26 protein-coding genes are annotated in these 25,983 nt (G+C 48.2%); 7 read left to right on the forward strand and 19 right to left on the reverse strand.

What is annotated here, in order from left to right:
* Positions 1-9: 9 nt before the first annotated feature.
* The 9 genes from KRX19_04100 to KRX19_04140 all read right to left on the reverse strand — a co-directional run bounded on the left by KRX19_04100 (position 10) and on the right by KRX19_04140 (position 9,584).
* Positions 10-1,302 (reverse strand): adenylosuccinate synthase, encoded by a 1,293-nt coding sequence (locus KRX19_04100; protein MBV7434202.1) that lies wholly within the window; start codon positions 1,300-1,302, stop codon positions 10-12.
* A complete protein-coding gene (locus KRX19_04105; protein ID MBV7434203.1) occupies positions 1,299-2,405 on the reverse strand; it encodes an ATP phosphoribosyltransferase regulatory subunit in 1,107 nt (368 codons plus the stop codon). Before KRX19_04105 ends, KRX19_04100 begins: the two co-directional genes overlap by 4 nt.
* On the reverse strand, positions 2,405-2,608 hold the full coding sequence (locus tag KRX19_04110) for a DUF2065 domain-containing protein (protein ID MBV7434204.1): 204 nt from the start codon (positions 2,606-2,608) through the stop codon (positions 2,405-2,407). Before KRX19_04110 ends, KRX19_04105 begins: the two co-directional genes overlap by 1 nt.
* Positions 2,608-3,795, reverse strand: coding sequence for a protease modulator HflC (locus tag KRX19_04115; GenBank protein MBV7434205.1), 1,188 nt, complete (start codon positions 3,793-3,795; stop codon positions 2,608-2,610). Before KRX19_04115 ends, KRX19_04110 begins: the two co-directional genes overlap by 1 nt.
* A gap of 15 nt (positions 3,796-3,810) precedes the next feature.
* Complete coding sequence (hflK, locus tag KRX19_04120) at positions 3,811-5,151, reverse strand: FtsH protease activity modulator HflK (protein MBV7434206.1); 1,341 nt, start codon at positions 5,149-5,151, stop codon at positions 3,811-3,813.
* 9 nt (positions 5,152-5,160) lie between these two features.
* Entirely contained in the window at positions 5,161-6,468 is a 1,308-nt protein-coding gene (hflX, locus tag KRX19_04125; protein ID MBV7434207.1) for a GTPase HflX, read from the reverse strand.
* Between the two features lie 60 nt (positions 6,469-6,528).
* Positions 6,529-6,825 carry an RNA chaperone Hfq gene (hfq, locus tag KRX19_04130; GenBank protein MBV7434208.1) on the reverse strand — a complete coding sequence of 99 codons (297 nt, stop codon included), beginning with the start codon at positions 6,823-6,825 and terminating at the stop codon, positions 6,529-6,531.
* A 514-nt stretch (positions 6,826-7,339) separates the two neighbouring features.
* Positions 7,340-8,188, reverse strand: a complete 849-nt coding sequence (locus KRX19_04135) for a phosphosulfolactate synthase (protein ID MBV7434209.1) — start codon at positions 8,186-8,188, stop codon at positions 7,340-7,342.
* Between the two features lie 10 nt (positions 8,189-8,198).
* Positions 8,199-9,584, reverse strand: coding sequence for an MmgE/PrpD family protein (locus tag KRX19_04140; protein MBV7434210.1), 1,386 nt, complete (start codon positions 9,582-9,584; stop codon positions 8,199-8,201).
* Positions 9,585-9,665: 81 nt separating this feature from the next.
* Between KRX19_04140 and KRX19_04145 the strand changes: the two genes are divergently transcribed.
* Positions 9,666-10,328 (forward strand): methyltransferase domain-containing protein, encoded by a 663-nt coding sequence (locus KRX19_04145; protein ID MBV7434211.1) that lies wholly within the window; start codon positions 9,666-9,668, stop codon positions 10,326-10,328.
* Between the two features lie 37 nt (positions 10,329-10,365).
* Here KRX19_04145 and KRX19_04150 read toward each other — a convergent pair whose 3' ends face one another.
* The 7 genes from KRX19_04150 to KRX19_04180 form a co-directional block, all read right to left on the reverse strand.
* Complete coding sequence (locus KRX19_04150) at positions 10,366-12,186, reverse strand: SLC13 family permease (protein ID MBV7434212.1); 1,821 nt, start codon at positions 12,184-12,186, stop codon at positions 10,366-10,368.
* A complete protein-coding gene (locus KRX19_04155; GenBank protein ID MBV7434213.1) occupies positions 12,183-12,845 on the reverse strand; it encodes a hypothetical protein in 663 nt (220 codons plus the stop codon). The genes KRX19_04150 and KRX19_04155 overlap by 4 nt, the downstream gene beginning before the upstream one ends.
* Before the next feature lie 184 nt (positions 12,846-13,029).
* Positions 13,030-13,575, reverse strand: coding sequence for a DJ-1/PfpI family protein (locus KRX19_04160; GenBank protein ID MBV7434214.1), 546 nt, complete (start codon positions 13,573-13,575; stop codon positions 13,030-13,032).
* 17 nt (positions 13,576-13,592) lie between these two features.
* Positions 13,593-14,519 (reverse strand): phosphatidate cytidylyltransferase, encoded by a 927-nt coding sequence (locus tag KRX19_04165; protein ID MBV7434215.1) that lies wholly within the window; start codon positions 14,517-14,519, stop codon positions 13,593-13,595.
* The gene (locus KRX19_04170; protein MBV7434216.1) at positions 14,516-15,127 is read right to left on the reverse strand and encodes a 1-acyl-sn-glycerol-3-phosphate acyltransferase; all 612 of its coding nucleotides are present in this window, start codon (positions 15,125-15,127) and stop codon (positions 14,516-14,518) included. The genes KRX19_04165 and KRX19_04170 overlap by 4 nt, the downstream gene beginning before the upstream one ends.
* Before the next feature lie 149 nt (positions 15,128-15,276).
* A complete protein-coding gene (locus KRX19_04175; GenBank protein ID MBV7434217.1) occupies positions 15,277-15,867 on the reverse strand; it encodes a CDP-alcohol phosphatidyltransferase family protein in 591 nt (196 codons plus the stop codon).
* 69 nt (positions 15,868-15,936) lie between these two features.
* The gene (locus KRX19_04180) at positions 15,937-17,082 is read right to left on the reverse strand and encodes an MFS transporter (protein MBV7434218.1); all 1,146 of its coding nucleotides are present in this window, start codon (positions 17,080-17,082) and stop codon (positions 15,937-15,939) included.
* A gap of 88 nt (positions 17,083-17,170) precedes the next feature.
* Between KRX19_04180 and soxR the strand changes: the two genes are divergently transcribed.
* Positions 17,171-17,605: a redox-sensitive transcriptional activator SoxR gene (gene soxR, locus KRX19_04185; protein MBV7434219.1), complete on the forward strand. Its 435-nt coding sequence runs from the start codon at positions 17,171-17,173 to the stop codon at positions 17,603-17,605.
* A gap of 20 nt (positions 17,606-17,625) precedes the next feature.
* On the opposite strand, the gene uvrB is transcribed toward soxR, so the two are convergent.
* Both uvrB and ggt read right to left on the reverse strand, forming a co-directional pair.
* On the reverse strand, positions 17,626-19,626 hold the full coding sequence (gene uvrB, locus KRX19_04190; protein MBV7434220.1) for an excinuclease ABC subunit UvrB: 2,001 nt from the start codon (positions 19,624-19,626) through the stop codon (positions 17,626-17,628).
* A gap of 128 nt (positions 19,627-19,754) precedes the next feature.
* Complete coding sequence (gene ggt / locus KRX19_04195; protein ID MBV7434221.1) at positions 19,755-21,512, reverse strand: gamma-glutamyltransferase; 1,758 nt, start codon at positions 21,510-21,512, stop codon at positions 19,755-19,757.
* A gap of 126 nt (positions 21,513-21,638) precedes the next feature.
* Between ggt and KRX19_04200 the strand changes: the two genes are divergently transcribed.
* The 5 genes from KRX19_04200 to KRX19_04220 all read left to right on the forward strand — a co-directional run bounded on the left by KRX19_04200 (position 21,639) and on the right by KRX19_04220 (position 24,422).
* Entirely contained in the window at positions 21,639-22,157 is a 519-nt protein-coding gene (locus tag KRX19_04200; protein MBV7434222.1) for a MarR family transcriptional regulator, read from the forward strand.
* Positions 22,158-22,376: 219 nt separating this feature from the next.
* Complete coding sequence (locus KRX19_04205; protein MBV7434223.1) at positions 22,377-22,772, forward strand: hypothetical protein; 396 nt, start codon at positions 22,377-22,379, stop codon at positions 22,770-22,772.
* Positions 22,769-23,608: an NAD-dependent epimerase/dehydratase family protein gene (locus tag KRX19_04210; protein MBV7434224.1), complete on the forward strand. Its 840-nt coding sequence runs from the start codon at positions 22,769-22,771 to the stop codon at positions 23,606-23,608. Before KRX19_04205 ends, KRX19_04210 begins: the two co-directional genes overlap by 4 nt.
* Positions 23,605-23,961, forward strand: coding sequence for a DoxX-like family protein (locus KRX19_04215; GenBank protein MBV7434225.1), 357 nt, complete (start codon positions 23,605-23,607; stop codon positions 23,959-23,961). Before KRX19_04210 ends, KRX19_04215 begins: the two co-directional genes overlap by 4 nt.
* Positions 23,958-24,422: a DUF2269 domain-containing protein gene (locus KRX19_04220; GenBank protein ID MBV7434226.1), complete on the forward strand. Its 465-nt coding sequence runs from the start codon at positions 23,958-23,960 to the stop codon at positions 24,420-24,422. Before KRX19_04215 ends, KRX19_04220 begins: the two co-directional genes overlap by 4 nt.
* On the opposite strand, the gene KRX19_04225 is transcribed toward KRX19_04220, so the two are convergent.
* Positions 24,376-25,572 (reverse strand): MFS transporter, encoded by a 1,197-nt coding sequence (locus KRX19_04225; GenBank protein ID MBV7434227.1) that lies wholly within the window; start codon positions 25,570-25,572, stop codon positions 24,376-24,378. The two genes, KRX19_04220 and KRX19_04225, sit on opposite strands and share 47 nt — an antisense overlap.
* Between the last annotated feature and the right edge of the window lie 411 nt (positions 25,573-25,983).

The following is a 25,983-nucleotide window of genomic DNA, read 5'->3' on the forward strand; positions in this document are numbered from 1 at the left end:
CTTTTACGATTAAATAAGTAGCTGATCTTTGATGATCGTATGCCTACGTTCGGCCCCCGTAGAGACCATGACGATTGGTGTATCAAGCCATTCGCTTAGTTTATCCAAATAGCTTTGTGCAGCTTCGGGTAACTGATTGTACTGATCATGACCGATGGTACTTTGTTGCCATCCTGGCATACTTTCGTAGATAGGTTTGCAACGCTCAAGTTTATCCGCACCAAGTGGTGCGATCTCGAGTCGCTCACCATCAAGTTCGTAAGCCACACAAATATTGATTTCGGCAAGTTCGTCCATTACATCTAATTTGGTAATGCACAAACCATCCATGCTGGAGTTCAGAATTGCACGGCGTAAAGCTGGTAAATCTATCCACCCGCAGCGGCGTGCTCTGCCGGTAGTTGCGCCAAACTCATGACCAACTTTAGCAAGATGAGCGCCAATATCATCATGTAGCTCGGTGGGGAAAGGCCCACTACCAACACGGGTTGTATAAGCCTTGGTGATACCGAGGATATAATCAAGATCGCGTGGACCAATGCCAGACCCACTTGCCGCACCACCCGCTGAAGTGCTCGAAGAAGTAACGAACGGATACGTGCCGTGATCAATATCAAGCATTGCACCTTGAGCGCCTTCAAAGATAATGTGCTCACCCTTCTTACGGTGTTCTTCGATACGCACACTGACGTCGTCAATTAAAGGCAAAACTGTGTCCGCATAGCCGAGCCACTCATCTGCTACTGCATCGGCATCAATGGCTTCTGCGTTGTAGTATTGCGTGAGCAGCACATTGTGATATGCAATCAGCTCAGCCACTTTACGTCGGAAATTTTGCGCATCACAAAGATCGTCAAGACGTAAGCCACGACGTGCAACTTTATCTTCATAAGCAGGCCCAATTCCGCGACCTGTAGTACCAATTTTTGCTTCACCTCGCGCAGTCTCACGCACTTGGTCCAAGGCGATATGACTGGGCAGAATCAATGCGCATGCGGGTGAAAGATGCAAGCGCTCTTTGACCGGCACACCAGCATCAATCAGCTCTTGCATTTCTTTCATCATTGCGCGCAAACACAGCACGACACCATTACCAACATAGCTCTTCACACCTTCATGCAAAATGCCTGATGGAATTAGATGCAAAACGGTTTTTTTACCGTCAATGACTAACGTATGGCCGGCATTATGCCCACCCTGAAAACGCACAACAGCGCCTGCTGATTCCGTCAGCAGATCTACCACTTTGCCTTTACCTTCATCGCCCCATTGTGAGCCGATGACCACCAAATTGGTACTCATAAGTCTTCCTCATGCTCAAAGTGAATACACTCACCAGCCGCGCGTTGCGCCTGAATTGCTGCAAATGCCGCGGCATCTACAGGAAAATTACTTGCTGAAATATTTGTCGTAGCCAAACCGTTATTTGACAGTTGCGCCAATGTTAGCAAATCAGCACTAAAGCCCGTTGCAGGACGCGCACGTCCATAGGCTGCTCCGATACCGTCATATCGGCCGCCACGTGCGATTGTTCCATAATGACCGGCCGCGTAGCAAGCAAAAACCAACCCGGAATGATAACCATAACTGCCGACTGTGCCAAGGTCTACCGTAAATGCCTGTTCCGGATAAAATGCCGCAAGCAAAGCCTTTGATCGTTCTAAATCAGCTATAGCACGATCAAATTCCGCATTGATGCCGGCAAATCGGCTTTCTAATACTTGCAAAGGATCACGTTGCCCATGTGCATCAATCAAATGCTGGACATCCTCAATCAATTGATCACTCAGCCCGGAATCGGCTTGCCATCCAGCAAGGTCTGGGCGTTTTTTACCAGCAAAAATATCCGCCAGTAAATGACGATCAGCTACACTGAGATTTTCACGCGATACCAACCCACTAAAAATACCTGCATGGCCAAGATCAACCACACTATTTGTGATATTCAAACTCTCGAGAATGGAGAGCAACAATGCGATGATTTCAACATCACCACTAACGCCACTAACACCAAATAACTCTGCACCCGCAATCAATGGATTGCGCCGAGGCTCAGTACTTTCGCTGCGATTGCGCAATACCTCACCACAATAACCATAGCGGCTTTCGCCACTAGTCGGTAAGCGGTGCGCATCTATACGCGCTATTTGCGGTGTCATATCAGCACGAACGCCCATCAGCCGACCACTCAGGTGATCTGTTACCTTGCTGGTCTGTATATCAAGATCATCACCACTTCCAGCAAGCAGTGAATCAAGATATTCGACCAATGGTGGCATCACTAACTGATAACCCCAAGAAGCAAGCTGATCAATAATCTGCCGCCGTAATACTTCGACGTGCGCTGCTTCCTTAGGCAATAACTCAATCACATCTTCTGGTAATAACCAGTGTTTGCTAGCCATCAACTTTGCCCCAACGTCATACCGAATAACAATATAGCAACTGCTACTGCTGCCATGGTCAGACCAATTTTACGCAATGTCGCAGAAGGCATCTCGGTCAATTGTCTCATTGATCGCTTCCAGGTATCTGGAGCAATGCCGATCATCGCACCTTCAAAAAAAAGTACGATGACCATTGCCAGTAACCATGCACTCATGACAATTATTGGTCAAGAGTGGCGCGGTCGCCACCCTCAAGCGGTTCAGCAATCACTTCCTCAAGAGGACGATTTTCACTGCTGGCTGCCTGTGCAGGGGAATCACTATTGTCAGTAATACCATGCGCCTCACCGATGCCTGCATCTTCAGGTGCTTCTGGTTGTGCAGCTGCAATGACTTCCTCTACAGATTGCCCTGCTTCGGCCGCTGCTTTTGCAAGCGAAACGCCATTGTTTTGCTTATTGCTACTTTCTTCAGCAGCATCATTTGATGCTGCTTCTGATTGCTTTTCTGTATTCCCACTGCTCTGCTCTTCCGAACTAGCGGCTTCACCGCTGCCGTGGAAGTACTGCCAGAACTGACTGTCCGGACTGATCAGTAATGTAGCATTATCACCGGTCATACCAGCACGATAACCCTGCATACTACGCCACAGTTGGTAGAACTCAAGATCTTTACCATAGTGCTCAGCAAAGAGTTTGGCCGCAGTTGCATCTGCTTCACCACGCATGATTTGAGACTGCTCACGCGCAACTGCAAGAATACCTTCGGCTTCACGCTCAGCTGCTGCACGAATAACTGCTGATTTTTCACGGCCTTGAGCACGAAGGCTCTTCGACACGCGCTCACGTTCAGCGCGCATCCGGTCAAAGACGCGATCACGAATATCATCAGAAAAATCAACACGCTTGAGGCGTACGCCAATGATATCTACACCATAGCGCTTGGCGTCTTCCTGAAGAGATGCGGTAACGCTGTTCATGATTGAGCCACGATCCTCAGAGATTACTTCTTTGACCGAACGCAGAACAAATTCACTACGTAATCCGTCTTTGACCAGCTGGTCAAGCAAATTCGAAGCACGATCCAGATTACCTTGTACGCTGGTATAGAATTGGCGCACATTGCCAATCCGCCAAATAACAAAGTAATCAACGATCAGGTACTTCTTTTCATTGGTTAAAAACAACTCGGGGTCGACATCAAGACGCTGCATACGCGCATCAAAATATTCGACATCCTGAATGAAAGGAACTTTCATCTTCAGGCCCGCCGTCTCGTCTGTTTTGATCAGACGTTGGAACTGCGTCACTGCGGCAACTTGGCGTTCATTGACCACATACAGTGAATTGATCAGGATGATCAGCGCCACGATTACCGCAGCGATGATGATTTTAACTTTCGTATTCATCGTTTCGGCCTTTGTTTAATTGCGGGTCGGGCGAGCACGGCTACGCAGATCATTACTTGCATTACCGTTACTGCTGCTACGGGTAGACGAAGATGCTTCTGGTGCAGCACTTCTCATGCCAGAGTCAAAATTACTGTCACTCTGGGTCTGCTGCTCAGAAGACCTGTCACTGGCCACTGCCTTAAGCGCAGGATCATTTCCGTTTTGCAAATTACCTAGATTAATGATCGGTTGGCTATCGCCCGCATCAAGCAAGACTTTAGGCGTATTGCTGTAGACATCAATCATCGTATCGAGATACAAGCGCTGACGCATAACTTCTCTATCGAGCTCATAAGCGCTGAGCAAGTTGTCAAAGCGTGATACAGCAGCATTCGCATCAGCCAGGATATTGACTTGATAAGCTTGCGCTTGTTCAACCATTTCAGCTGCGCGACCACGTGCGACCGGCAGACGTTCGCGAGCAAACGCTTCTGCTTGCAAGCGCAGACGCTCTTCATCTTCACGCGCTCTGACTGCATCTTCAAATGCATCCTGTACTTCAGCCGGCGCACGCGCATCCTGAAGCTCAAACGCAATGATTTCAAAGCCAAGGTCATATTGCTTCAGCGTATCAATAATGATGTTTTTTGCCTGTTGTGGCCACTCATTACGTCGGTCACGCAAAATTTCATCTACAGAGTTGGCACCGACAACTTCACGGATCGCACTGATGACGATATCTTCCAATATATCAACCGGCTGCTCAGCCTGGAATAGGAAATTTTTGGCATTGCCAATACGGTATTGTACCGCTGCACCGATTTCGACGATATTCTCATCGCTGGTCAGCATCTGTCCATTACGCTGGCTGGAAGTACTGATTGAACCCTTTTGGGTTTTAAACTCACCCACGCGCATGGTAGAGATAGAAGTGACGTCTACTTTCTCCACAGAGCCGATCGGCATAGGCCAATTCCAGTTCAAACCAGCTTTGGTGGTATCGGTATAACGGCCTAAAACCGTCTCAACGCCATTTTCACGTTCTTGTACCGTATAAATGCCAGTTGCAAGCCACGCAACAACAGCTGCGGCAATGATCAGGACGACCATTTTGGCCGAAACCGGAGGTAGGCTTGGCATACCGCCATTACTATTACCGCCTTTATTGCCGCCCGAATTGGGCTTACGCTTAATCAGCTTGGCAAAGAGTTCATCGAGATCTGGAGGACCATCACTGCCACTAGCTTTGGGTTTATCGCTTGGTTTACCGTTTTCTGGCCGCTCACCCCAAGGATCTTGAGAGGCCATGGCCAGTGGTGATAACCGGCCTGATCGATTGGCGAGCCATTGGCTCGCAAGTAACACATTAAACATTGGTTGCCTTTAGGTTGCTTGATACGCTTCAGGTCGTTGTGGGCACAATGACAGCGCCCGATTATACTGAGATTGCAGTTGATGAAAACGTTTTTCAGCCAAAATAATATTCAGCCACTGGCTTCCATCTTCTTCGATCAGCTCTTCGCTGACCGCTTGGGCGTCATAGAGTGCGGCACGTATGCCTCCATCTGCAGGGCCGAGATGCAGCCACCCACTGACTTGACTACTGCGGAAATGCGCGACAATCGCCTCGCGCAGCATGTCCAGCCCTTCTCCTGTACGCGCCGAACAAAATACAGCCTCCACAGCCCCCTGCTCATCTGTTTTGATTCGAGCTGAGATATCTTCACGGAGGTCAATTTTGTTATACACACGTACGACAGGAACATCTTTTGCACCGATATCCTCCAGCACAGATTCAACCACAGCTTCGCGGTCAATATGGTCCGCATCACTGACGTCAATCACGTGCAAGAGAAGATCCGCATAAGCTGTTTCTTCCAAAGTTGATTTAAATGCCTCAACCAACTCATGCGGCAAATCACTGATAAAACCAACCGTATCAGCCAAAAGAATCGTCTGTGGGCCATCGTGAGACAACTTTCTCCACGTCGGGTCGAGTGTCGCGAATAGTTGGTTTTTGGCATACACAGTGGCATCAGTCAGCGCATTAAACAGCGTTGATTTTCCTGAGTTGGTATAGCCTGCCAAGGCTACGGTTGGAATATCTCGCCGGCTGCGGCCTTTGCGATTTTCCTCACGTTGTTTGTGTACACGATCAAGGCGGCGCTGCAGCTGCTTGATCCGAACGGCAAGTAACCGCCGGTCCGTTTCTAGCTGAGTTTCCCCTGGGCCACGCAAGCCAATACCGCCTTTTTGTCGCTCTAAGTGCGTCCAACCACGAACCAGTCTAGTTGATAAATGGCGCAATTGTGCAAGCTCAACTTGCAGCTTACCCTCATGACTGCGTGCACGTTGAGCAAAAATATCCAGAACCAATCCGCTACGGTCGAGCACACGTGCATTAAAGCGCTTTTCCAAATTACGCTCTTGTGAAGGAGATAATGGCGCGTTAAAAATGACCAACTGAATATCATTGGCTGCAACGGCCTCGGCAATTTCTTCAGCCTGACCACTACCAATATAGTAGCGTGGTTCAACTTCACCACGGACGTAGTCTTTGGTCCAAACTGCTTCAGCGCCAGCCGAATCAGCCAGTAGGTGAAATTCTTCACGCACAGCTGGATCTGTTGTACGCCCAATATCAACCTGAATCAGTGCTGCACGCTCACCACTCTGTGGACGCTCAAACAATGCTCAGCTCCAGTGCCCTACAGGGCTTGATCTGTAATAAAGTTATCAATGAGATAGAGATCAATAAAATGGATCAGTCGAAGGTGCTGATTTATGGGTCACATTAGCTGGCTGCTCGCTATGATCTTCTTCCTCGCCCTCATCACCAATACGAACATTGCGTGAAGGAACGATTGTAGAAATCGCATGCTTGTATACCATTTGTGAAATATTATTGCGCAGCAGTACAACGAAAGCGTCAAAAGACTCAATTTGTCCCTGCAGCTTAATACCATTGACTAAGTATACTGACACCGGTACGCGTTCTTTGCGCAATGCATTTAGATACGGGTCTTGCAGCGACTGTGATTTACTCATTATTTTTCTACTCCAAGTTTTATTAATTGATGTAGAACCATTACTACATCAAAGCGGCTTATCCTAGCATGAAACGCTACTCAGCTAAACTTTTGTGTGAACTAATTAATACAAAAAACTTCGTTGCTTTATCCATTGTGATAATCAAGCAAAATCAACGAATAGATACCTTTATTTAGCAGAATTTAACCACCAAATTGTCAATGACAATTCGTTTACATTTTTTTAAATCTTCCCCTCGCTTATCAGGAGTCTGGCGCCTCTGCTAAGGATATAACGTCATTTAAATGAATGACTAATCCATTGGCAAGTCTATTAATTGAACACATCTGTCAATGTCATCACAGGCAAAAATGGCTAGCAATTTGTCAGTTAACAAGAATTTCAGCCATGAAAAGAGATGCATTACAGATTAAAAAATAATAGAGCCTACGAAGATATAGATATATTTCGTAGGCTCATTTGGCAAGTTGTTTTCTCACTTATGAGGAGAAAGGTTACTCACCACTACCGATCAATCACGATATGAAGTAATACGGCCAAAGGTACTCTTCATACCCCAAATACCGCGGCGCAAGCATTCAAGCTGTACGATCTGGCTGTGGTCGATAAACATATTAACGTCGATACCATAGTTTTTGATATACCAGTCAAAAACCTGCGGGTCAGCAGCTTCAAACATTACGTTTTCCATACCGACTTTGTTCATGATTTTTGCCGCAACGTCAGTACGCCAAGGATCAGCATTTTCTGTAATACCTTCGGATTCAATCATGATGATTGACGCACCCGCTTCCAGACAGGCATTTGCAGTATCAATCAAAATCTGCGGGTCGCGCGTACCCTCAGCCTCAAGTTCTGCTTTTGACGAATCACCGCCAGCACCAAACTGGATACCAATTTCTGGCTTAGCTTTCAATCCTGCTTTGTGTACTTTATCAATCAAACGGAGTAGATCTGGCACTGGGAGCTGAATAAACCCTGTCGAGAGTTCAATCATGTCAAAGCCGAGCTTTTTGCACTCTGCAATGTAGTCATCAATATGGTGTGGTGCACGCACGAGCAGATTTTCGATCCAGCCACCGGTTGATACATACACATCATGGTCATGGCAAATATCATTGAGCTTCTTCACATAATCTGCCGGCATCAACGAGAATGAACCACCAGCAAATTTGAATCCATCAACATGCTCCCCCATACCTTCGAGTAACTCTTTGGTATAAGTTGGGGTGACCATCGCATAATATGGACCACGGATTTCAGTAATCGACTTCTTGCGTGGTTTTGGATCACGGCCATTCATTGGTACATATAGGAAAGAACGTTCTTGCCATACCTTGGATTGCTCTTTTTTACTCATAAATTACTCCTCAACCTTTTAAGTTACTCAAAATACCCATCAATTCGCGGACGCTTAGCGATTCCAGCTCACGAACAGCACTGATGATGCGCTCACGTACGCTATTGCTGGTAAACGGCTCAGCAAGGCCATTAAACTTATTGATCACCGTTTCCCAACTCATCGGACGGGTGTTAAAACCTTCATAGTCGGTCTTAGTGATGCTGTAAGACTGGCCATTTTTCAGATGGATGGTGATGTCTGTGCAGACTTCCTGCGGGAAGCGATCGGTATATTCTTGCTTTGGTTTAACGACAAAGCGCTTGAGCAAATCCTGAATATCATCACGCAGGATGCGATCTTGCTCGTATTGTGCGGGCAAAACGTTACCATCGATCAGCGCCACGCCAACCATGTACTGCAATGAGTGATCTGCTTCTTCTTTGGTACGAATAATGGTCTTATCGCCTTCTTCGCCACCACCGATAATGTGGAAAGCAACATCAAAAATATCGATTTCAATTTTGTCGATGTCAGATGCTTTGAAGCCGTGCTCGGCTTGTAATTCCAATGCACCTTCAATAGAAGACTGAGAATGGATTTCAGCGTTGTATTTTTTTATGATCGACTTACGCACGTTTTCGAGGTCTTCTTTGCTCCAATCAATGCTGAAGTCGCCAGTGATGGCATCTTTGAGGCCTTTGTTACCTTCAAAGACAGCTTCAGGACCGGTAATGCCACGCATTGCGAGGAAGGCAGAATGCGTACCGATAAAACCGGTATTTGGATAAGCCAAACCTTTCCAATGTGAGAGAGCACCGGTTCTGGTTACACGTAATGCGTTGTTACACGTTCCTGAAATAGCAATAGCATTAGCAGTTTTATCTGCATCAAGCCCAAGTGCCTTGGCAACACCTGCGGCACTGGCATAAGCACCCTGCACAGTATGGTCAAAGCCTTTGGCACGAACCGGTGCTTCATCGCACAAGCGACCTTGCACCTGATAAGCGACAGCCATTGCAGTAAGCAAACCCTTGCCGTCTAAATCTGCATACTCACCAGCTGCAAGTACTGCGCCGAGGTTATCGCTTTGGTGGCAAGTCTCACCTTTGGCCAAATAAGAATCCATAAAATCGAGATAACGCGTCAAAGCACCGTTATACAGCGCAGCACGATCAGGAGAAGTTTTGCCGCCTCCAATCATGGTTGCCAAAGGGTTTCCACCAAAATCTTCAATATGGGTGCGTAAATGGCGAATTGGCTCTCCATCGAGTGCGCCAATACCGACGCCAATACTGTCTAAAATGCGCTTAAGTAATTCTTCACGCGCCTCAGCAGACATCGTGGCTGAATCTGACTTGACGACGAACTCTGCGAGTTGCTGTACTTCAGTGAGATGGGCTGCTTGTTGTTGCATATTAGCTCCTGTTGACTGACTTCGGGATTGCAACTATAATCTAAATGATAATACTTATCAATTAAATTATTGGAGCGCCCTATGCCCCCGTTCAATACCTCATCCTTCACATCCGGTGATTACGCACGCCCAGAAGGCCAAATGGGACTGAAACTGGCTGTACTCATGCACCAAAGCAATGCCTCCATGACCTACAAATCCGCTAATACACTGAATTTACAAGAAGATGACCTAATTCTCGAGGTTGGGCAAGGTGGTGGCGACCATATCGCCGAGCTACACCGCCGCCACCCGGGAATTCGCTATACAGGCATCGACCATTCACATACCTTGCATGCGCATTGTGCAGAAAACGAAACGTTAAAAGCGCTTGATTGCAAATTCGTCGAAGGGAAGGCACGGCAGCATACCCTTCCCTTTGCAGATAACACCTTTGATGCCTTGCTTGCCGTCAATCTGATTTACTTCTTTGATGATTTGGCTGCTATTACCGATGAATACGCACGAGTACTTAAACCCGGCGGCCGAATCGCCATTGCTTTTAAAGATAAAGCTACGCTGCAATCTGCTCCAATCGAACTCAATGGACTGAACCTCTATCAGCCACAAGAGTTACAGGCTGCGATGGAATCTTCTGGCTTTGATGATATAGCCGTTACATCACACAGTGAGGATGTTTTGCGTTTTGATGGTAGCTGGGCTGAAAGAACCTATCACATCGTTACCGCAATTTGCGCCGCCTAATCACAGCACCCTGTTTTAATTAACAGGGTCTGTTGCATCAAAACGGGAAGAATATCGGCACCAACCACAGCGCCAATAACATAATCACTACTTGCAATGGTGCGCCAATTTTGACGAAATCGACAAAGCGGTATTGACCAGGTGCGACGATAAGGCTGTTAACTGGTGAGGCAATCGGTGTCGCGAATGCTGATGATGCAGCAATGGCCACCGTCATCATCACAGGCTCAGGTGCGATTTCAAGCACCTGACACATCGACATCGCGACCGGCGCAAGCAATACCGTGGTTGCAGTGTTGGACATAAACTGGCTAAGCACAGCCGTCAGTACAAACAATAGCGTGCATAACCCAAGCGGTGAAATATCGCTAAATCCACTCAATAATGAATCAACCAAAAGCTGTAAAGCGCCGCTTTTTTCCATTGCAGTGGCGAGTGGCAACATTCCAGCCAATAAAACAAGGCTCGTTTCATTGAGCGACTGATAACTCTCCTTGACGGTGACGCAACCAGACATAATCATCAACATCGCAGCAACCAGCACCACAGTCACGTTTGGTAACAAACCAAACGCCATTACGCCGATCATACTCAGCAAAATGAGTACCGCCCGCCATGCCTTATCTGGATGTGGTGCAATATCGTCAAGCTCAACTGGTGTTTGCAGTACGACAATATCGCGCTCAGTGCCGAGGCGGCTGATATGCGTCCAAGCACCCGCAAGCAGCAATGTATCGCCAGTCTGTAACGTTGTTTCACTGTACTGCATTGTTACCAGCTCTTTATGGCGGCGCATGGCGATCAGGTTCAGCCCGTAGCGCCGTCTAAAAGCAGCTTGTTCCAGCGTTGCACCGACCAATGCACTGTCTGGTGGAATCATAATCTCTGCATAGCCAAAAGCACGCTGAACGCGGCGTTCCTCATAAGCTGTAAATTGTGCACGATAAAGATGCATTGATGCGCACAGCTGCGCGACATCCTCACTGTGCCCATAAATCCACAATGTATCATCTGGTGCAATTTCTGTATTAAGCATTACCGGCACCAGCGTATTGGGTGAATCACCTTTGCGGCGAATCGCAAACAGCGTCACATTAAATCCACGGCGCCATTGCAATGCAGTCACCGTTTTCCCAATCACCGGGCTATCAGCACCAATACGCAATTTATGTAAATATCCGTCTATCTCATAGCGTCGTGCGAAGTCTTCAAGTGATGCACGCTCTGAATCAGCCGCCACTGGCGCTCTCTTGGGCAACAGCATCCGCCCAACACTCAGCATTAAAATAAGGCACACCAGTAAAATGATGCCGCCTACCGGCATAAACTCAAAGAAGGTAAAGCCAGCATGGCCAGCTTCTCGTAGCGCGCCACTCACGATGATGTTTGGTGGTGTCCCGATCAAAGTTGTCATACCCGCAACCAATGTAATCAGTGCTACTGGCAAGAGCAGACGTGAAGGGTGCAAGCTGGCTTTACGCGCCATGGTCATCACGATCGGAATCAATAGCGCAACTGTACCGGTCGAGCTGATACTGGTCGAAAGCAGGGAAACCATCGGCAGCAAGACCATCAGCAAGCGCAACTCACTACGGCCACCAATTTTCAATAAGAACTGCCCGATAAACCCTGCAACACCGGTACGAAAAATCCCTTCACCGACGACGAATAGTGCAGCTATCATCACCACAATTGTATTGCCAAAGCCAGCTACAGCCTCACCCGGTGTGATAATGCCCGATAGCGCCAATACAATCACCACCATCAACGCGACCATATCCATGCGCCAGCGATCAATGATAAAAGCACCTATCGTCAGCGCCAATAAAACATAAACAAACACAATCTGCGCTGTCATTGCATTCTCCGTTTACGCAACCAAAAAACCAATTCCATAATTGCAGCCCACATGACCAACAGGGACAGCCACAACGGCCATAAAAACATCCAGCTCAGCCATTGATAATTTGGATCCATGCGACTTGATGAATATAACCTCAGCGGTGGCAATATCTTCACTTTCGCTTCACCCTGCGCAATGCTTTCCTCAACATCGAGTAACGATAATTGCCACTGCGACCAACCGGCTGAATAAGGCATTTCTATCGTCAGTGCTTGCGCAGCACGTTCAGGCTGTAAATGAAACGTGACCATGCTATCATCGCTATAAGGGCTTAAATAAGGATACAGGATCTGCTGATGCCCATCCTCGCCAGACAGTGCAACAGTGAACGGAAAGCCATTCACCTCAACACAATCAATGCTGTAGCGCTTACAGGAGTTGGTATAAATCTGGTTTTGAGTTAACCAGCGTTGTAGTGAATCGGAATCTTCGACACTAACATCTATAGCCGTTGAATCCCCGGGGAGTGGCCGAAAGAAACCAATAGATTGGCTTGCTTGATCGACAAAAGGCATCACCACCGTTTTACTTTGAATACTGAAATAAAACAACACCATCAGCACTACAAGCAAAATCACACAGCTTGCCCATATCCGCCATAAAATACGTCGCATAACGCTCTCTTTCTTTATCTGTATGTGGATACCACATGATCAGAGAATGATATTCAAAAGAGCAAATGCAAAGCAACCATGACAAATACTTGGGCGCAAAAATAATCTTGCACATCACCTTAAACAAAACGGATACCAGAAAAGCCTGATATCCGTTTTGTGGGAAGCATCGCCTAATTAGCAATTAGTGGGCGAGTAACAGCCCTTTTGCAACTTCATTGCGCTTGACCTCACCCTCGATGCTTTCCAGTACTTGTAAGGCAAAATCAAGAGCCAAGCCGGGGCCGCGACCGGTAATGATATTGCCATCAACGACCACGGCTGCACCATCTTGCAGTTGCGCGCCTTTCAAGTATTTTTCAAAGCCCGGATAACAGGTTGCCTTTTTACCTTCAAGTAAACCCAAACCGCCCGGTACCATCGGTGCAGCACAAATTGCGGCAATCGTTTTACTTGCTTTATCAAACTCTAGTAGCTGTGCTTTCAAACCTTCATGCTTGTCAAAATCAGGTGTACCGCCCGGGATAATCACGACATTAGCAGCTGCAAAATCAGCCTCATCAAACAATACATCTGCATGGACAACAATGTTGTGCGAACCGGTAACTTCACGCTTGCCAGTCAAAGACACCGTTTGCACATCCACTTCACCGCGACGCAGAATATCAACCGTCGCCAATGCTTCAATTTCTTCAAAACCATCAATCAAACACAACAATACATTAGCCATAATGTGTACCTCTTAACTTAACCGGCACGCCAAAAATAACGCACCACATGAAAAAAGACTGGCGCTGCGAAGCACAATGAGTCAATTCTATCAAGCATACCGCCATGGCCGGGAATCATGCTACCCCAGTCTTTCACGCCAATATCACGCTTGATTGACGACATCACCAACCCGCCAAGAAACCCCATGATGGCAATCAATAAGCCCAGCAATCCGGCCTCTACAGGAGAAAATGGCGTAATCCACCACAGCGCTGCTGCCAATAAAGTTGCGGCGGCAATACCGCCGAAGGTACCGGCAACCGTTTTTGAAGGCGACAAGCGAGGTGCAATCTTGCGCTTACCCCACAGCTTACCAACGATATATTGCAATACGTCACTACCCTGCACCACAACCAACAAGAAAATCAGCAATCCAATCGTTGCGCGATAGCCTTCGAATTTCAAATCGAGCAACGCAGGAACGTGTGAAATGCAAAATACACTAATCATCAATGCCCACTGAATTTTGGCTGAGCGCATCAAAAACTGGCCAGTATCACCAGCCAATGAAGCAACAATGGGCATCAGCAAAAATCCGTACACTGGGATAAAAATGGTGTACATACCGTACCACGCATCATAGATAAACCAGTATTGCAGCGGCAAGATCAGGTAATATACCCCGACCAAAACGTAATAATCTGCTTTAGATCGGTAAATAAGGGTCAAAAACTCGCGTAATGCGACAAATGACACCAGCATAAACAAAATAACCGTACCCATTCGCCCAGACAGAAACGCCAATATCAGCACAGCAATCATCATCCACCACGCATTGACGCGCTGGACCAGATTATCCAGCGTCTGCGTACGACCGTGGCGCTGAATCAGTACATTACTGACCGTTGAAGCGACAATCAAGACAACCACTATCAGCGCAATTAAAATCCATTGTTTATTCATTCTTCTTCTCCCGTTTCAATCAGTTTTTCTCGCGCCTGCTCAAGAAATACCGACTTACTCATATCATCCGGTTCATAAGGCGTGCCAAAATATACGCTACATAGCATTGGGACCGGCAAATAACGCCCTTTGGGCAAAACGTCCTGAATATTTTCAATCCATACCGGAAGCAGATCCACATTTGGTTGCTCGCGGTATAAATAAAACAACCCACTTTTAAATGGCAGCAGCTCATCACTACTATTGCGCGTCCCTTCGGGAAAGATAATCAGGCTATCACCCTGTTGTAGCGCTGTGGACATGATAGAGAGAGCCTGCTTTGGATCATCACCGCGATTAATCAGCACCATGTTGAATACCTTCAAAGCCAAAAACCGCCGAATCAGTGTTTTTAACCAATAATCACCGGCTGCAACCGGTCGAACGTGGTGGCGCATAAATACCGGCAACGCCGCCCAAATCAGCAGGAAATCGCCATGACTCTGATGATTGGCATAAAATACCGTTGGTCTGCGCCATATATTGGCTGATATTTTGCCCTGACTACGAACACCTGTCACCAATATCACCAGCAGATACAGCGCGGTACGCATTAATTGTGCCATCATAACCACACCGCCAGTGATATCGAGGCAGCACCATCATTCCTAATCTGCTGTTGATGCTTTTCAAGCCAATTACGATCATAAGCGCCAATCTTTTGGTCGATCTTATCCATCTCGTTTCTTATAGTCATGTATCACATCCTTGTATATCTTTATATTGCGCGATGAATGCGGCGCACAATCGTCAAGAGCAGCAAAACTATTACAACAGCCATAATCACATTCAGAGGCCATGCAATTTTTGGCCAAATGGCGTAAATCACAGCTGCGACGCCAAGCGCCACAGCACGATCACTTTTGCCCATTGGCCCATCATAGTGACGCCCGTTACCATAAACTTGACCCAAGATACCGGCCGCCTCACTGACCAAAGCCAGCATCACCACCAAGACCACCAACATGCCACATATGTTTGGAATCAGAGCAAATGGCAAGAAGAGCGCAGCATCAGAAACCATATCACCAAGTTCGTTCAAATACGCACCCAATACTGACTGCTGATCATGCTCACGCGCGAGCATACCGTCAATTGCATTCAAAGCCATGCGCACAAACATCCATAATGGTACAAGCCAAAACCATACTGGCTCTGTAACCTTCAATGCCAGTAGTGCACCTAGCAAGCAAGAGCCTATCATCGCAACCAATGTTACTTGGTTTGCGCGCACCCCAAGCCGGCATAGCTGTAGAACCATTGGCCGTAGTACAGCCTGAAAGCGTGGTTTTAATGCATAAATGCTCATGGTGCATTCCTGAATAATTTATCCACTTTATATACTGCGCATATGGCCAAGGCAAGCGGCAATATGTCATCACCCACGAACGCGACCACAGCCAAGTGCAAACACAGGCAAGAACAGAAACGACAGTGGATACAACCAAACAGAGAATTTAGCAGGCATGATAAGCAACAAAAGAGTGAGCACTCCTAACGTCAAAAATTGAATAGACAATACAATACTTGAGCGCAAGCCGTAGTAACTACCAATATCGCAGTTTGCGATACAGGACATAACCAAGCTTCCATAAGCCACATGACTGGCGCTGTTATAAGCACCAAATAACCCCATCACGATAAAAAATGCCAAAGTAGATGGATAAATAGCCAATCCAATTGCGCCAATTAGCCCACCATATACACACCAAATAATCACTTTTTTGTTATTCCCATAAGCCAATGCCAATAGGCTGCCCACCATCGCACCTATACTGTGAATAATATTGATTTGCGCAAATACCTTGGGCGATTCTCCCAAGACGTCGTAGATCATGACTGGATTAATTGCGTAGGACTGCAGCACCAAAATATTGGGTAGCATAGCGAGCAATACCATCCAGGTAACCTTTTTATCTAACCACCACCGAAAGCTAATGTAATCCGGCTTTTTGCGAGGCTTATGCTTGAGGTTTACCTCATGAATGGTCAAAAAGCAGATCAAAACTACCGACACCATCAGCAATACCAATGCCGTACAAAGTAAAAAAACCAATCCATAGGCTGAAAAGTACCATGTAATCAATGCAGCGGATAATAATGCAGCTACTTGATCTGTTATTTCTAGCGCTGCATTTATACGCTGAAAGCGCACATGAACCATGGTTTGGGCAACTGCACTACGCAAGTTAAAATACACCGTAAAGTAAAGCTTGCAAGCAAACATCAGTATTGCGGATAACCATACTTTGCTCACTACTATGGCCAAAGCAACCAGTAGCATCATCGCAATATTGAGCCAAATGATGATCTGTTTGCGATGATATCTATCGAGCAGATAACTGTATTTGGCTGCAATCAGCGTATTCAGCAGCAAGCTGGCTAATGTAACTGTAGTAAAAGCCGAAGCAGAATATGCGCTGATAAATTGCCATACACTTAAAATCATGCACATGGATATAGCGATGTGCCCTACCGAAAAGCTGATGATAAATAGCGGGATTTGCTGGGATCTTGTAAACATGACGCATCCTCGATAACGAAAAACCGTTACCAAGCATAAAACCTTAACTTAACTTTAGGTCAAGCGCTATTTCCACTATCATGCTCATATGGAACAATACTGGACACCAAAAAGCCTCGCCGAGCGCACCGGAGTCAGTGTGCCGACACTGCATTTTTACGAGAAGAAAGGATTGTTGTTTGCCTTGCGTACTGCCGGGAATCAACGCCGCTATCGACGTGATATGGCGCGTAGGATCGCATTTATTCAAGCTGGGCAGCGCGTCGGCATCTCACTCGCTGAAATTAAAGCGACGCTAGATCAATTGCCGGAAGACCGCACCCCGACAAGTGCAGACTGGGCTGCCATTTCTCAAAGTTGGACCACCCTGCTCAACGAACGAATCAGAAGGCTAGAAGCCATGCGTGATAAGCTGACCAGTTGTATCCAATGCGGGTGCTTATCGTTAGAAAAATGCCAAATATATAACCCTAATGATCGTGCAGCGCATAATAGCGCGCATCACAATATGCTAGAACCATAATCCATTTGGCATATTCACGCTCATTGAATAAACGCCATTTCCTGTAGCTGGCGAATTTCATCACGCAGCGCAGCGGCTTGTTCGAACTCAAGATTTTGCGCGTGCTGGAGCATATCTTTTTCCAGCTGCTTGATACGCTTGTCTGCTTCGGCCGGTGTCAGCATAGCGTTTGCCCCACCCTGCTTTTCTTTGTGCGCTTTTTTCGCTTTGACAGCAACGTGTGCACCTTCCATCACATCATTGACTTTTTTGCGGATGGTTGCCGGGGTAATCCCACGCTCAAGGTTATAGGCAATCTGCTTTTCACGACGGCGTGCGGTTTCATCCATTGCTTTCTGCATCGATTTGGTGATTTTATCCGCGTAGAGAATTGCTTTACCATTGACGTTACGCGCAGCACGGCCAATAGTCTGGATCAGAGCCCGTTCACCGCGCAGGAAGCCTTCTTTATCGGCATCAAAAATAGCGACCAATGATACTTCCGGCATATCGAGCCCTTCGCGCAGCAGGTTAATGCCGACCAACACATCGAACTCACCCAAGCGCAAGTCACGAATAATTTCCATACGCTCGACGGTATTGATGTCCGAGTGGATATAGCGTACGCGTACGCCGTGTTCCATTAGGTAATCGGTAAGGTCTTCGGACATTTTCTTGGTCAGCGTGGTAATCAGTACCCGTTCATCTTTTGCTGCGCGCAGATGAATTTCGCCAAGCACGTCCTCAACCTGTCGCCCAACCGGCCGAATTTCTACTTCAGGATCGAGCAAGCCAGTTGGGCGCACCACTTGCTCGACAATTTGCCCCGACTGCTCGACTTCAAAATCCCCCGGTGTGGCGGAAATATAAATCGTCTGCGGTGCAATGGCTTCAAATTCCTCGAATTGCAACGGACGGTTATCCAGTGCGGACGGCAAACGGAAACCGTAATCGACCAGTGTTTCCTTGCGCGAGCGGTCACCGCGATACATACCGTTGATTTGCGGCACGGTGACGTGGCTCTCGTCGAGCATCAGAATGGTATCTGGCGGCAAGTAGTCGTGCAGGGTTGGTGGTGGCTCGCCCGGTGCGCGGCCTGATAAATAACGTGAGTAGTTCTCGATACCCGAGCAATAGCCGAGTTCAAGCATCATTTCGAGGTCGAACTGGGTGCGTTGTTGTAGGCGCTGTGCCTCGACCAGTTTATTTTGTGCATTGAGTGCCGCCAAGCGTTCACGCAGTTCATCTTTAATCGACTCCGCTGCTTCAACGATTGTGCCGCGTGGTGTCGCATAGTGCGTTTTCGGATAAATCGTCACGCGTGGAATCGGATCAAGCAACTCGCCAGTCAGCGGATCAAAATAGCGGATAGATTCAACTTCGTCGTCAAATAATTCAACCCGCAGCGCATACCAGTCTGATTCAGCGGGCATGATGTCAATCACGTCCCCGCGTACGCGGAATGTACCACGTAGCAGCTGATGATCGTTGCGTGTGTATTGCAATTCCGCGAGTCGGGCAAGCATTGCCCGCTGGTCAATTTTCGTGCCGCGATTAATGTGCAGCACCATCTTCATATACAGCTTAGGGTCTCCGAGACCATAAATCGACGATACACTGGCGACGATAATCGTGTCGCGGCGTTCGAGAATGGCTTTGGTTGCTGAGAGGCGCATCTGCTCGATGTGCTCGTTAATTGAGGCATCTTTCTCGATGAAGGTATCGGATGCCGGCACATACGCTTCCGGTTGGTAATAATCATAGTAGGAAACGAAGTATTCCACTGCGTTATGCGGGAAAAATTCACGCATTTCACCATAAAGCTGCGCCGCAAGCGTTTTGTTTGGCGCCATAATCAGCGCCGGACGTTGCGCTCGTGCGATGATGTTTGCCATGGTGTAGGTTTTCCCTGAGCCAGTCACTCCAAGCAAGGTTTGCTTGGCTAGCCCGTCCTCCAGACCTTCCAGCAAACTCTCTATCGCCTTCGGCTGATCACCTGACGGCTGATAATCTGACACCAGCTCAAAACGTCCTTCACTCATCGCATTCACCTTATTGCACTCACGTACCCGATATTGGGGCGGGTGCTATCATTATCAAGTACGAAGTACCGGATATAAAAAAGCCGCCACAGAAGTATGTGGCGGCTTTATGCTTGATTGGCGATAAATTAATAACCAACCACGGCAGAGTCGACACGGCGAGGATCAGACGAGCCGTATAACCCCTCTGGCGTAACCATGATTGACTGGGTAGAACCCATTGCCGGTTTACGCGACACGGTATGTCCTTTTTCTTCGAGCAAACGTACAGTGTCAGGGTTAAGTGAACTTTCTACGCGGATTTCATCAGGCGTCCACTGATCATGAACACGCGGCGCATGCGTTGCTTCGGCAATATTCATGTCGTGATCAATCACGTTAGAGATAATCTGCAGAACTGTGGTAATGATACGGCTACCACCCGGGCTACCGGTAACGATAAATGGCTGGCCATCTTTGAGCACAATGGTCGGGCTCATTGAAGAAAGTGGGCGCTTTTCCGGCTCAATGGCATTGGCATCACCACCGATCAAGCCATAGGCATTAGGCACACCGGCTTTGGCCGAAAAATCATCCATCTCGTTGTTGAGCAAAATACCGGTGCCATCGGCAACCAGCCCTGTTCCATAAGAGAAGTTCAGCGTATAGGTATTGGAAACTGCATTGCCGTCTTTGTCCACAATTGAGTAATGCGTAGTTTCATTGCTTTCATATGGCACCGGATTACCTGCTTTGATTTCACTAGCTGGGCGTGCCTTGTCCGGATCTATCGTCTTGCGTAACTCATCAGCGTAATCCTTGCTGATGATACCTTTGACCGGCACATCAACGAAGTCCGCATCGCCAAGGTACTCGGCACGATCAGCGTAAGCAAGCTGCATCGCCTCAGCCATCAAGTGAATTGTTTGTGCGCTATTTGCGCCGTACTCTTTGAGCGGAAATCCTTCCATAATATTGAGGATCTGGATAATGTGCGCACCTCCAGATGATGGTGGTGGCATGGATACGACTTCATAACCACGATAATCACCAGTTACCGGCTCACGTACCTTTGCTTCATAGCCCTTGAGGTCTTCGAGCGACATCGCCCCATCAGCAGCATTGACTGCTGCGACAATTTTTTCAGCTGTTTCGCCCTCGTAAAAACCTTTTGCACCCTGCTCGGCAATCAGTTTTAGCGAGTGCGCCAATTCCGGCTGCTTAAACACCTCACCGACTTCATACAGCGAGCCATCGGGCTTAAAGAAAACGGCCTCTGTACTCGGCCACTGCTTCAGGCGGTCTTGCAGCCCTTCCAGCGAGTTATACAAGCCTGGGGTAACCTCTATGCCCTCTTCAGCCAGCTTAATAGCCGGAGCCATCACTTCCGGCAACGACATCGTGCCGTAATCTTCAAGTGCCTTGGTCAGGCCGGCAACTGTGCCTGGAACACCAACCGCCAGTCCATGAAAGCGCGAACGCTCTTTAACCGCATCACCATTCTCATCAAGGTACATATCACGAAATGCTTTCAATGGTGCTTTTTCGCGGTAATCCAAGGCAATATTTTTACCCGTCTTTGCATCATGGATGACCATAAATCCACCACCGCCAATATTACCTGCGCGTGGTAGCGTAACGGCCAAGGCAAAACCAACCGCGACACCGGCATCAACCGCATTACCACCTTGTTTAAGAATATCCAGGCCAACCTGCGAAGCAATCGCTTCTTGTGTCGCGACCATACCATTTTTTGCCCACAAAGGATGGTGTACTGCATCCTCTGAAAAAATAGCCGCAGTTTCATGAGCAGGTTGCTGCGCTGTCTGTTGCGTTTGCACCAGCGCCTGAGTAGAAGTTGCATAGGCAATACTCGCGCCCAGTAGTGTAATGTGGAATAACTTCATCTGGTCTCCATTTCGTCATAGATAAAAGGATTAAATATATTACACGTCTATTATAGCTATCACATAATTACAAATAGCCTATATTTCTCTATTGACAGAAAAAACAAAAAACCATACCCTGCGCTGATGAAACTCAATACCGTTAGCGAACAATTCGTCCTGCACTGGGGTGAGATGGGCTCACGCTGGGGTGTAAACCGCAGTGTGGCGCAAATCCACGCTCTGCTCTATATCGTTGCGCGCCCCATGCACGCCGAGGAAATCACCGAAACACTTGGCATTGCGCGCTCGAACGTCAGCAACAGCCTCAAGGAGCTACGCGAAATGCGCCTAGTGCAAGTTGTGCATCAAATCGGCGACCGCCGAGATTATTTCACCACATCAGGCGACGTGTGGGCGCTGTTCCGCGTCATCGTGGAAGAACGCCAGCGCCGCGAAATCGAGCCGACCGAGCGCTTTTTGCGCGAGCTGATGGCAAGCCCCGAGTTCGAGCTTGAAAACGATACCGCGCGCAAGCGCATCCGCGAAACCCACGACCTTCTCGCAACCCTCACCGCATGGACAGAACAAATGCTCAAGTTATCGAACAGCACCATGCAAAAGCTGCTTAAACTCGGCAGTAGCATCAAAAAATTATTGAAGTAACTATTGCGGCTAATGTCATTAGTCTTATGCATCATCCTTTAATTTCTCTATTGACAGAAATAAAAGAAAATCATAATCTAGTCTCATCCGCTGATTAGTTTGTTCTCTTCATCATATTTAACACAACTAAAACCAACCAGCGGTAAATGTGGTCAATGGACCTTTTCTTTTAACTATTAATTTCACTCTTTACAGAAATAAAAAAATAGGTGGTGATTTATGATGATGACACTCTCTACCCTTGCCGTTGTGGTTACCGTGCCACTGTTGCTCAGCTTCGCGTGCTGGACGCTGTTTGCCGGTGCGTTGCGCCGTGTAATTGCCCTGCTTTGCCATGAGCAGAATGAGGAAGCCAAGTCGGTTGCCAGTTTGTTTTGGGAACGGATTTATCTAGCGTTGACGCTATTCATTCCGCTGTTTGTGGTGCTGTTTCTCACCCCGACCCTAAGCGACGTCTATTTTGCTAGCAGTCTGCTTTTTGCCCTGCGCTGGTCACTATTCGGCGGTATCGCGCTGATTTTGACCCTCGCTTTTATGGTACGCCGGCAAATTGTCCTCAATCAGCAACAAATGATGCCGGTCATTGACAATAAACCTACAGAGGAACAATCATGAATATTTTACTACTCGGCGGCAGTGGCTTTATCGGCCATGCCGTAAAAGCCAGATTATTGGCAGACGGCCATCAGGTCACCGCACCACGCCATGGTGAACTCGATTTTATTCACCCTGATCTCGCAAAACTAAAAGCCCTGATGCAAGGTCAGGACGCGGTAGTCAATACCGTCGGCATCATGCACCATCGTACGGATTTGCTCGAAACGATTCACCATCACGCTCCGCTGCAATTTGCTGGACACGCCAAAGAAGCCGGTGTGGCACAGTGGATTCAGTTATCGGCACTGGGCGCGGACAGTGATTCACCGGTCGCATTTGTCGGCTGCAAGGGGCACGGTGATGCAGCGCTGCTGCGTTTGGCCGATGATGGCTTCAAGGTAAAAATAGCGCGCCCATCAGTCGTGTTTGGTCGCGGCGGCAACAGTACCCGTGCTTTTTTACGCCTTGCACGACTGCCCCGCCTGTGCTTACCCGAACGCGGCAACTTTACCCTACAGCCGGTTCACGTTGATGATGTTGCCGAAGGACTATGCCGATTGTTACAAAATGACGGTAGCGACAATGTGGTGAATATGGTCGGCAAAACCCGCCACAGCCTTGCCGAATACCTCAATATCCTGCGCGAACAAATTCACGGCAAACCGCCGTTGCGTGTCCATCAAGCGCCTGACTTGCTGGTCAAGATAGCAGCACGTGGATTGCGCGTACCGAGCAAGGGCTTTATCAGCCCCGACAGCATGACTTTGTTGCGCCAAGGTTCGAGTGCAGACGTGCAGCCGTTCACGCAACTACTTGGTAAAGCACCACTCGCTGCACCCGATTTTCGCTTATGAAACTGCTCAATATCAGCATTGCCGTGATGTGGCTGTACAGCGGTTTGCAACCGTTGCTCACTGCCACAGCCGCATCATTGCAATTGCTGGCCACAGTCGGTATCAGCGAAGCATGGCGCTTGCCGCTGTTAGTCACCGCTTCGGCAATCGATTGCATCTTTGCGCTGTGGACGCTGCTCAAGCCAAGCCGCTTAATGTGGTATGCACAGGCGGGCACCGTCATCGCCTATACCGCCATCATCACCCTGTTTTTACCACAGGCGTGGCTCGATCCGCTTGGTGCAGCGATCAAGAACCTGCCACTGATTGCACTGATGCTTTATTTAGCCAATCATTCAGAGGAACAATCATGAATACCTATCTCGTCGTCAAATCCCTGCACATCATTTCCGCCAGCGTGCTGGTCGGTACCGGCTTTGGCTCGGCGTTTTATTTGTTCTGGATTAACCGTAGCGGTAGCGTGCCCACGCAGGCAATGGTTGCCAAATGGGTCGTCAAAGCCGATTTGTGGCTGACCACACCGGCGGGGATTTTCCAGCCACTATCCGGCTTATGGCTAATGCACCTTGCCGGTTGGCGTTGGGACAGCACATGGTTGCTTGCCACATTCGCGCTTTACGCCTTTGCCGGACTGTGTTGGCTGCCGGTGCTGTGGCTACAAGTGCGGATGCGCGACCTTGCCACAGACGCCAGCGCGCACAATACCCCGCTACCCTCCAATTACCGCCTTTACCAACGCTATTGGGAATGGCTCGGCTATCCGGCATTTATTGCGATGATTGTGGTCTATTTTCTGATGGTGACAAAGCCATAGCGACCAACCAAACCAGTAAACCACAGCCCGCCAATGCCGCACCGACATAGCCGATCGACGGAAAACCGAATCCGGCATCAATCGCCAGACCGGCAAGAAAAGGACCAAGCGCATTAGCCATATTGAATGCACTGTGATTGAGTGCCGCGGCCATGGTTTGTGCTTCACCAGCAACATCCATCAGGCGCACTTGCAGCGCTGTACCAAAACCGCCGCCAATGCCAATCATCAGCACCCACAACGCAACCAGCCACGCATTGGCACTGATCAGAGGAAAACTCGCCAGCCAGCAGATGCTCCAAATCAGCACACCGGTCACACTTTTCGGTACGCTTTTGTCGGCAAAATAGCCAAGAATCAGATTGCCCAGCGTCATACCAATACCCATACAGCAGAACACCAGCGGCAAGTATTCTGCGTCCAGCCCGCTAACCGTTTCGAGCAGCGACGCAAGATAGGTATATACCGCGAACATACCGCCAAAGCCAATCGCCCCGCAGGCAAGCGTCAGCCAAATATGGATATTTTTTAGCGCACCGAGTTCATGCCGTGCCTCGCTACGCGCTTGGCGGTACGTTGACGGCACACTGGTCAACAAGCCAATCATCGCCAAAAATGCAACCAACGCCGCCACGCCAAGGCATACCCGCCAATTCAATGCCTGCCCCAGCCAATTAGTCAGTGGCGCACCAATCACCGTGGCAATCGTCAAACCCATCATCACTCGCGCCACAGCCTTGCCACGGTTTGCCTTGCCCATCAGCCCGCCAGCAAACAACGCACCGATACCGAGAAATGCGCCATGCGGCAAACCGGACAGAAAACGCAGTACCAACAAACTTTGATAACTACCGGCAAACAGACAGCCAACATGGGTGAGGACAAAAACGCACAGCATCACAACCAGCGCCCTGCGCCGCGCCCAGTTAGACGCACACAACGCCAACACCGGTGCACCGAACACCACACCAAGCGCATAGGCACTGATCAAATGTCCGGCTGTCGGCTCGTCGATATTGAAATCATTGGCAATTTGCGGCAAAAGCGTCATCGTCGCAAACTCGGTCACGCCGATGGCAAATGCACCGAGCGCCAAAAATAAAATCACCCATGATGGGTGACGAATCGTAGCGGGTGAAGCAGCGTTCAATCTGTTCTCCGAATTCTGCAAAGCAGGCAATTCTACCGCGCGAATGTTACCAATAAAAGTCTTGCACAGAAATTATGGATAGCTGTGTGGATAACATTTGGATAACTTTCTGACGCTATGATTGAGCTTAAATTTTCACCACTGCTCAAAATTTGAGCAGCTATCAAATTTCCTTTTACAAAGGCTTAAAAATCATTTTTTGCGGTAAAAAACTGCCGACAAACTGCACTTTCCACTACAGCTATGGATAGTTGTGTGGATAACCTTTGGATAACTGCCTGAAGCCATGATTACACTAATTTTTTCATTACTGCTCAAAAGTTGAGCAATAAAATATCGCAAAAGCTTAGTTCCCACGGGAGTGCTCTGATGTAGTTTATATTTTCATAATAAACAGTTGTGCATCCATTT

The organism is Cardiobacteriaceae bacterium TAE3-ERU3 (genome assembly GCA_019218315.1).
GTDB lineage: Bacteria > Pseudomonadota > Gammaproteobacteria > Cardiobacteriales > Cardiobacteriaceae > JAHUUI01.

What these genes read in the sequence shown, in the direction of transcription:
- KRX19_04100 (MBV7434202.1), bottom strand. Translation starts at nt 1,302, where the DNA reads ATGAGTACCAATTTGGTGGTCATCGGCTCACAATGGGGCGATGAAGGT.
- KRX19_04105 (MBV7434203.1), bottom strand. Translation starts at nt 2,405, where the DNA reads ATGGCTAGCAAACACTGGTTATTACCAGAAGATGTGATTGAGTTATTG.
- KRX19_04115 (MBV7434205.1), bottom strand. Translation starts at nt 3,795, where the DNA reads ATGAATACGAAAGTTAAAATCATCATCGCTGCGGTAATCGTGGCGCTG.
- hflK (MBV7434206.1), bottom strand. Translation starts at nt 5,151, where the DNA reads ATGTTTAATGTGTTACTTGCGAGCCAATGGCTCGCCAATCGATCAGGC.
- hfq (MBV7434208.1), bottom strand. Translation starts at nt 6,825, where the DNA reads ATGAGTAAATCACAGTCGCTGCAAGACCCGTATCTAAATGCATTGCGC.
- KRX19_04135 (MBV7434209.1), bottom strand. Translation starts at nt 8,188, where the DNA reads ATGAGTAAAAAAGAGCAATCCAAGGTATGGCAAGAACGTTCTTTCCTA.
- KRX19_04140 (MBV7434210.1), bottom strand. Translation starts at nt 9,584, where the DNA reads ATGCAACAACAAGCAGCCCATCTCACTGAAGTACAGCAACTCGCAGAG.
- KRX19_04145 (MBV7434211.1), top strand. Translation starts at nt 9,666, where the DNA reads ATGCCCCCGTTCAATACCTCATCCTTCACATCCGGTGATTACGCACGC.
- KRX19_04150 (MBV7434212.1), bottom strand. Translation starts at nt 12,186, where the DNA reads ATGACAGCGCAGATTGTGTTTGTTTATGTTTTATTGGCGCTGACGATA.
- KRX19_04155 (MBV7434213.1), bottom strand. Translation starts at nt 12,845, where the DNA reads ATGCGACGTATTTTATGGCGGATATGGGCAAGCTGTGTGATTTTGCTT.
- KRX19_04160 (MBV7434214.1), bottom strand. Translation starts at nt 13,575, where the DNA reads ATGGCTAATGTATTGTTGTGTTTGATTGATGGTTTTGAAGAAATTGAA.
- KRX19_04165 (MBV7434215.1), bottom strand. Translation starts at nt 14,519, where the DNA reads ATGAATAAACAATGGATTTTAATTGCGCTGATAGTGGTTGTCTTGATT.
- KRX19_04170 (MBV7434216.1), bottom strand. Translation starts at nt 15,127, where the DNA reads ATGATGGCACAATTAATGCGTACCGCGCTGTATCTGCTGGTGATATTG.
- KRX19_04175 (MBV7434217.1), bottom strand. Translation starts at nt 15,867, where the DNA reads ATGAGCATTTATGCATTAAAACCACGCTTTCAGGCTGTACTACGGCCA.
- KRX19_04180 (MBV7434218.1), bottom strand. Translation starts at nt 17,082, where the DNA reads ATGTTTACAAGATCCCAGCAAATCCCGCTATTTATCATCAGCTTTTCG.
- soxR (MBV7434219.1), top strand. Translation starts at nt 17,171, where the DNA reads ATGGAACAATACTGGACACCAAAAAGCCTCGCCGAGCGCACCGGAGTC.
- uvrB (MBV7434220.1), bottom strand. Translation starts at nt 19,626, where the DNA reads ATGAGTGAAGGACGTTTTGAGCTGGTGTCAGATTATCAGCCGTCAGGT.
- ggt (MBV7434221.1), bottom strand. Translation starts at nt 21,512, where the DNA reads ATGAAGTTATTCCACATTACACTACTGGGCGCGAGTATTGCCTATGCA.
- KRX19_04200 (MBV7434222.1), top strand. Translation starts at nt 21,639, where the DNA reads ATGAAACTCAATACCGTTAGCGAACAATTCGTCCTGCACTGGGGTGAG.
- KRX19_04205 (MBV7434223.1), top strand. Translation starts at nt 22,377, where the DNA reads ATGATGATGACACTCTCTACCCTTGCCGTTGTGGTTACCGTGCCACTG.
- KRX19_04210 (MBV7434224.1), top strand. Translation starts at nt 22,769, where the DNA reads ATGAATATTTTACTACTCGGCGGCAGTGGCTTTATCGGCCATGCCGTA.
- KRX19_04215 (MBV7434225.1), top strand. Translation starts at nt 23,605, where the DNA reads ATGAAACTGCTCAATATCAGCATTGCCGTGATGTGGCTGTACAGCGGT.
- KRX19_04220 (MBV7434226.1), top strand. Translation starts at nt 23,958, where the DNA reads ATGAATACCTATCTCGTCGTCAAATCCCTGCACATCATTTCCGCCAGC.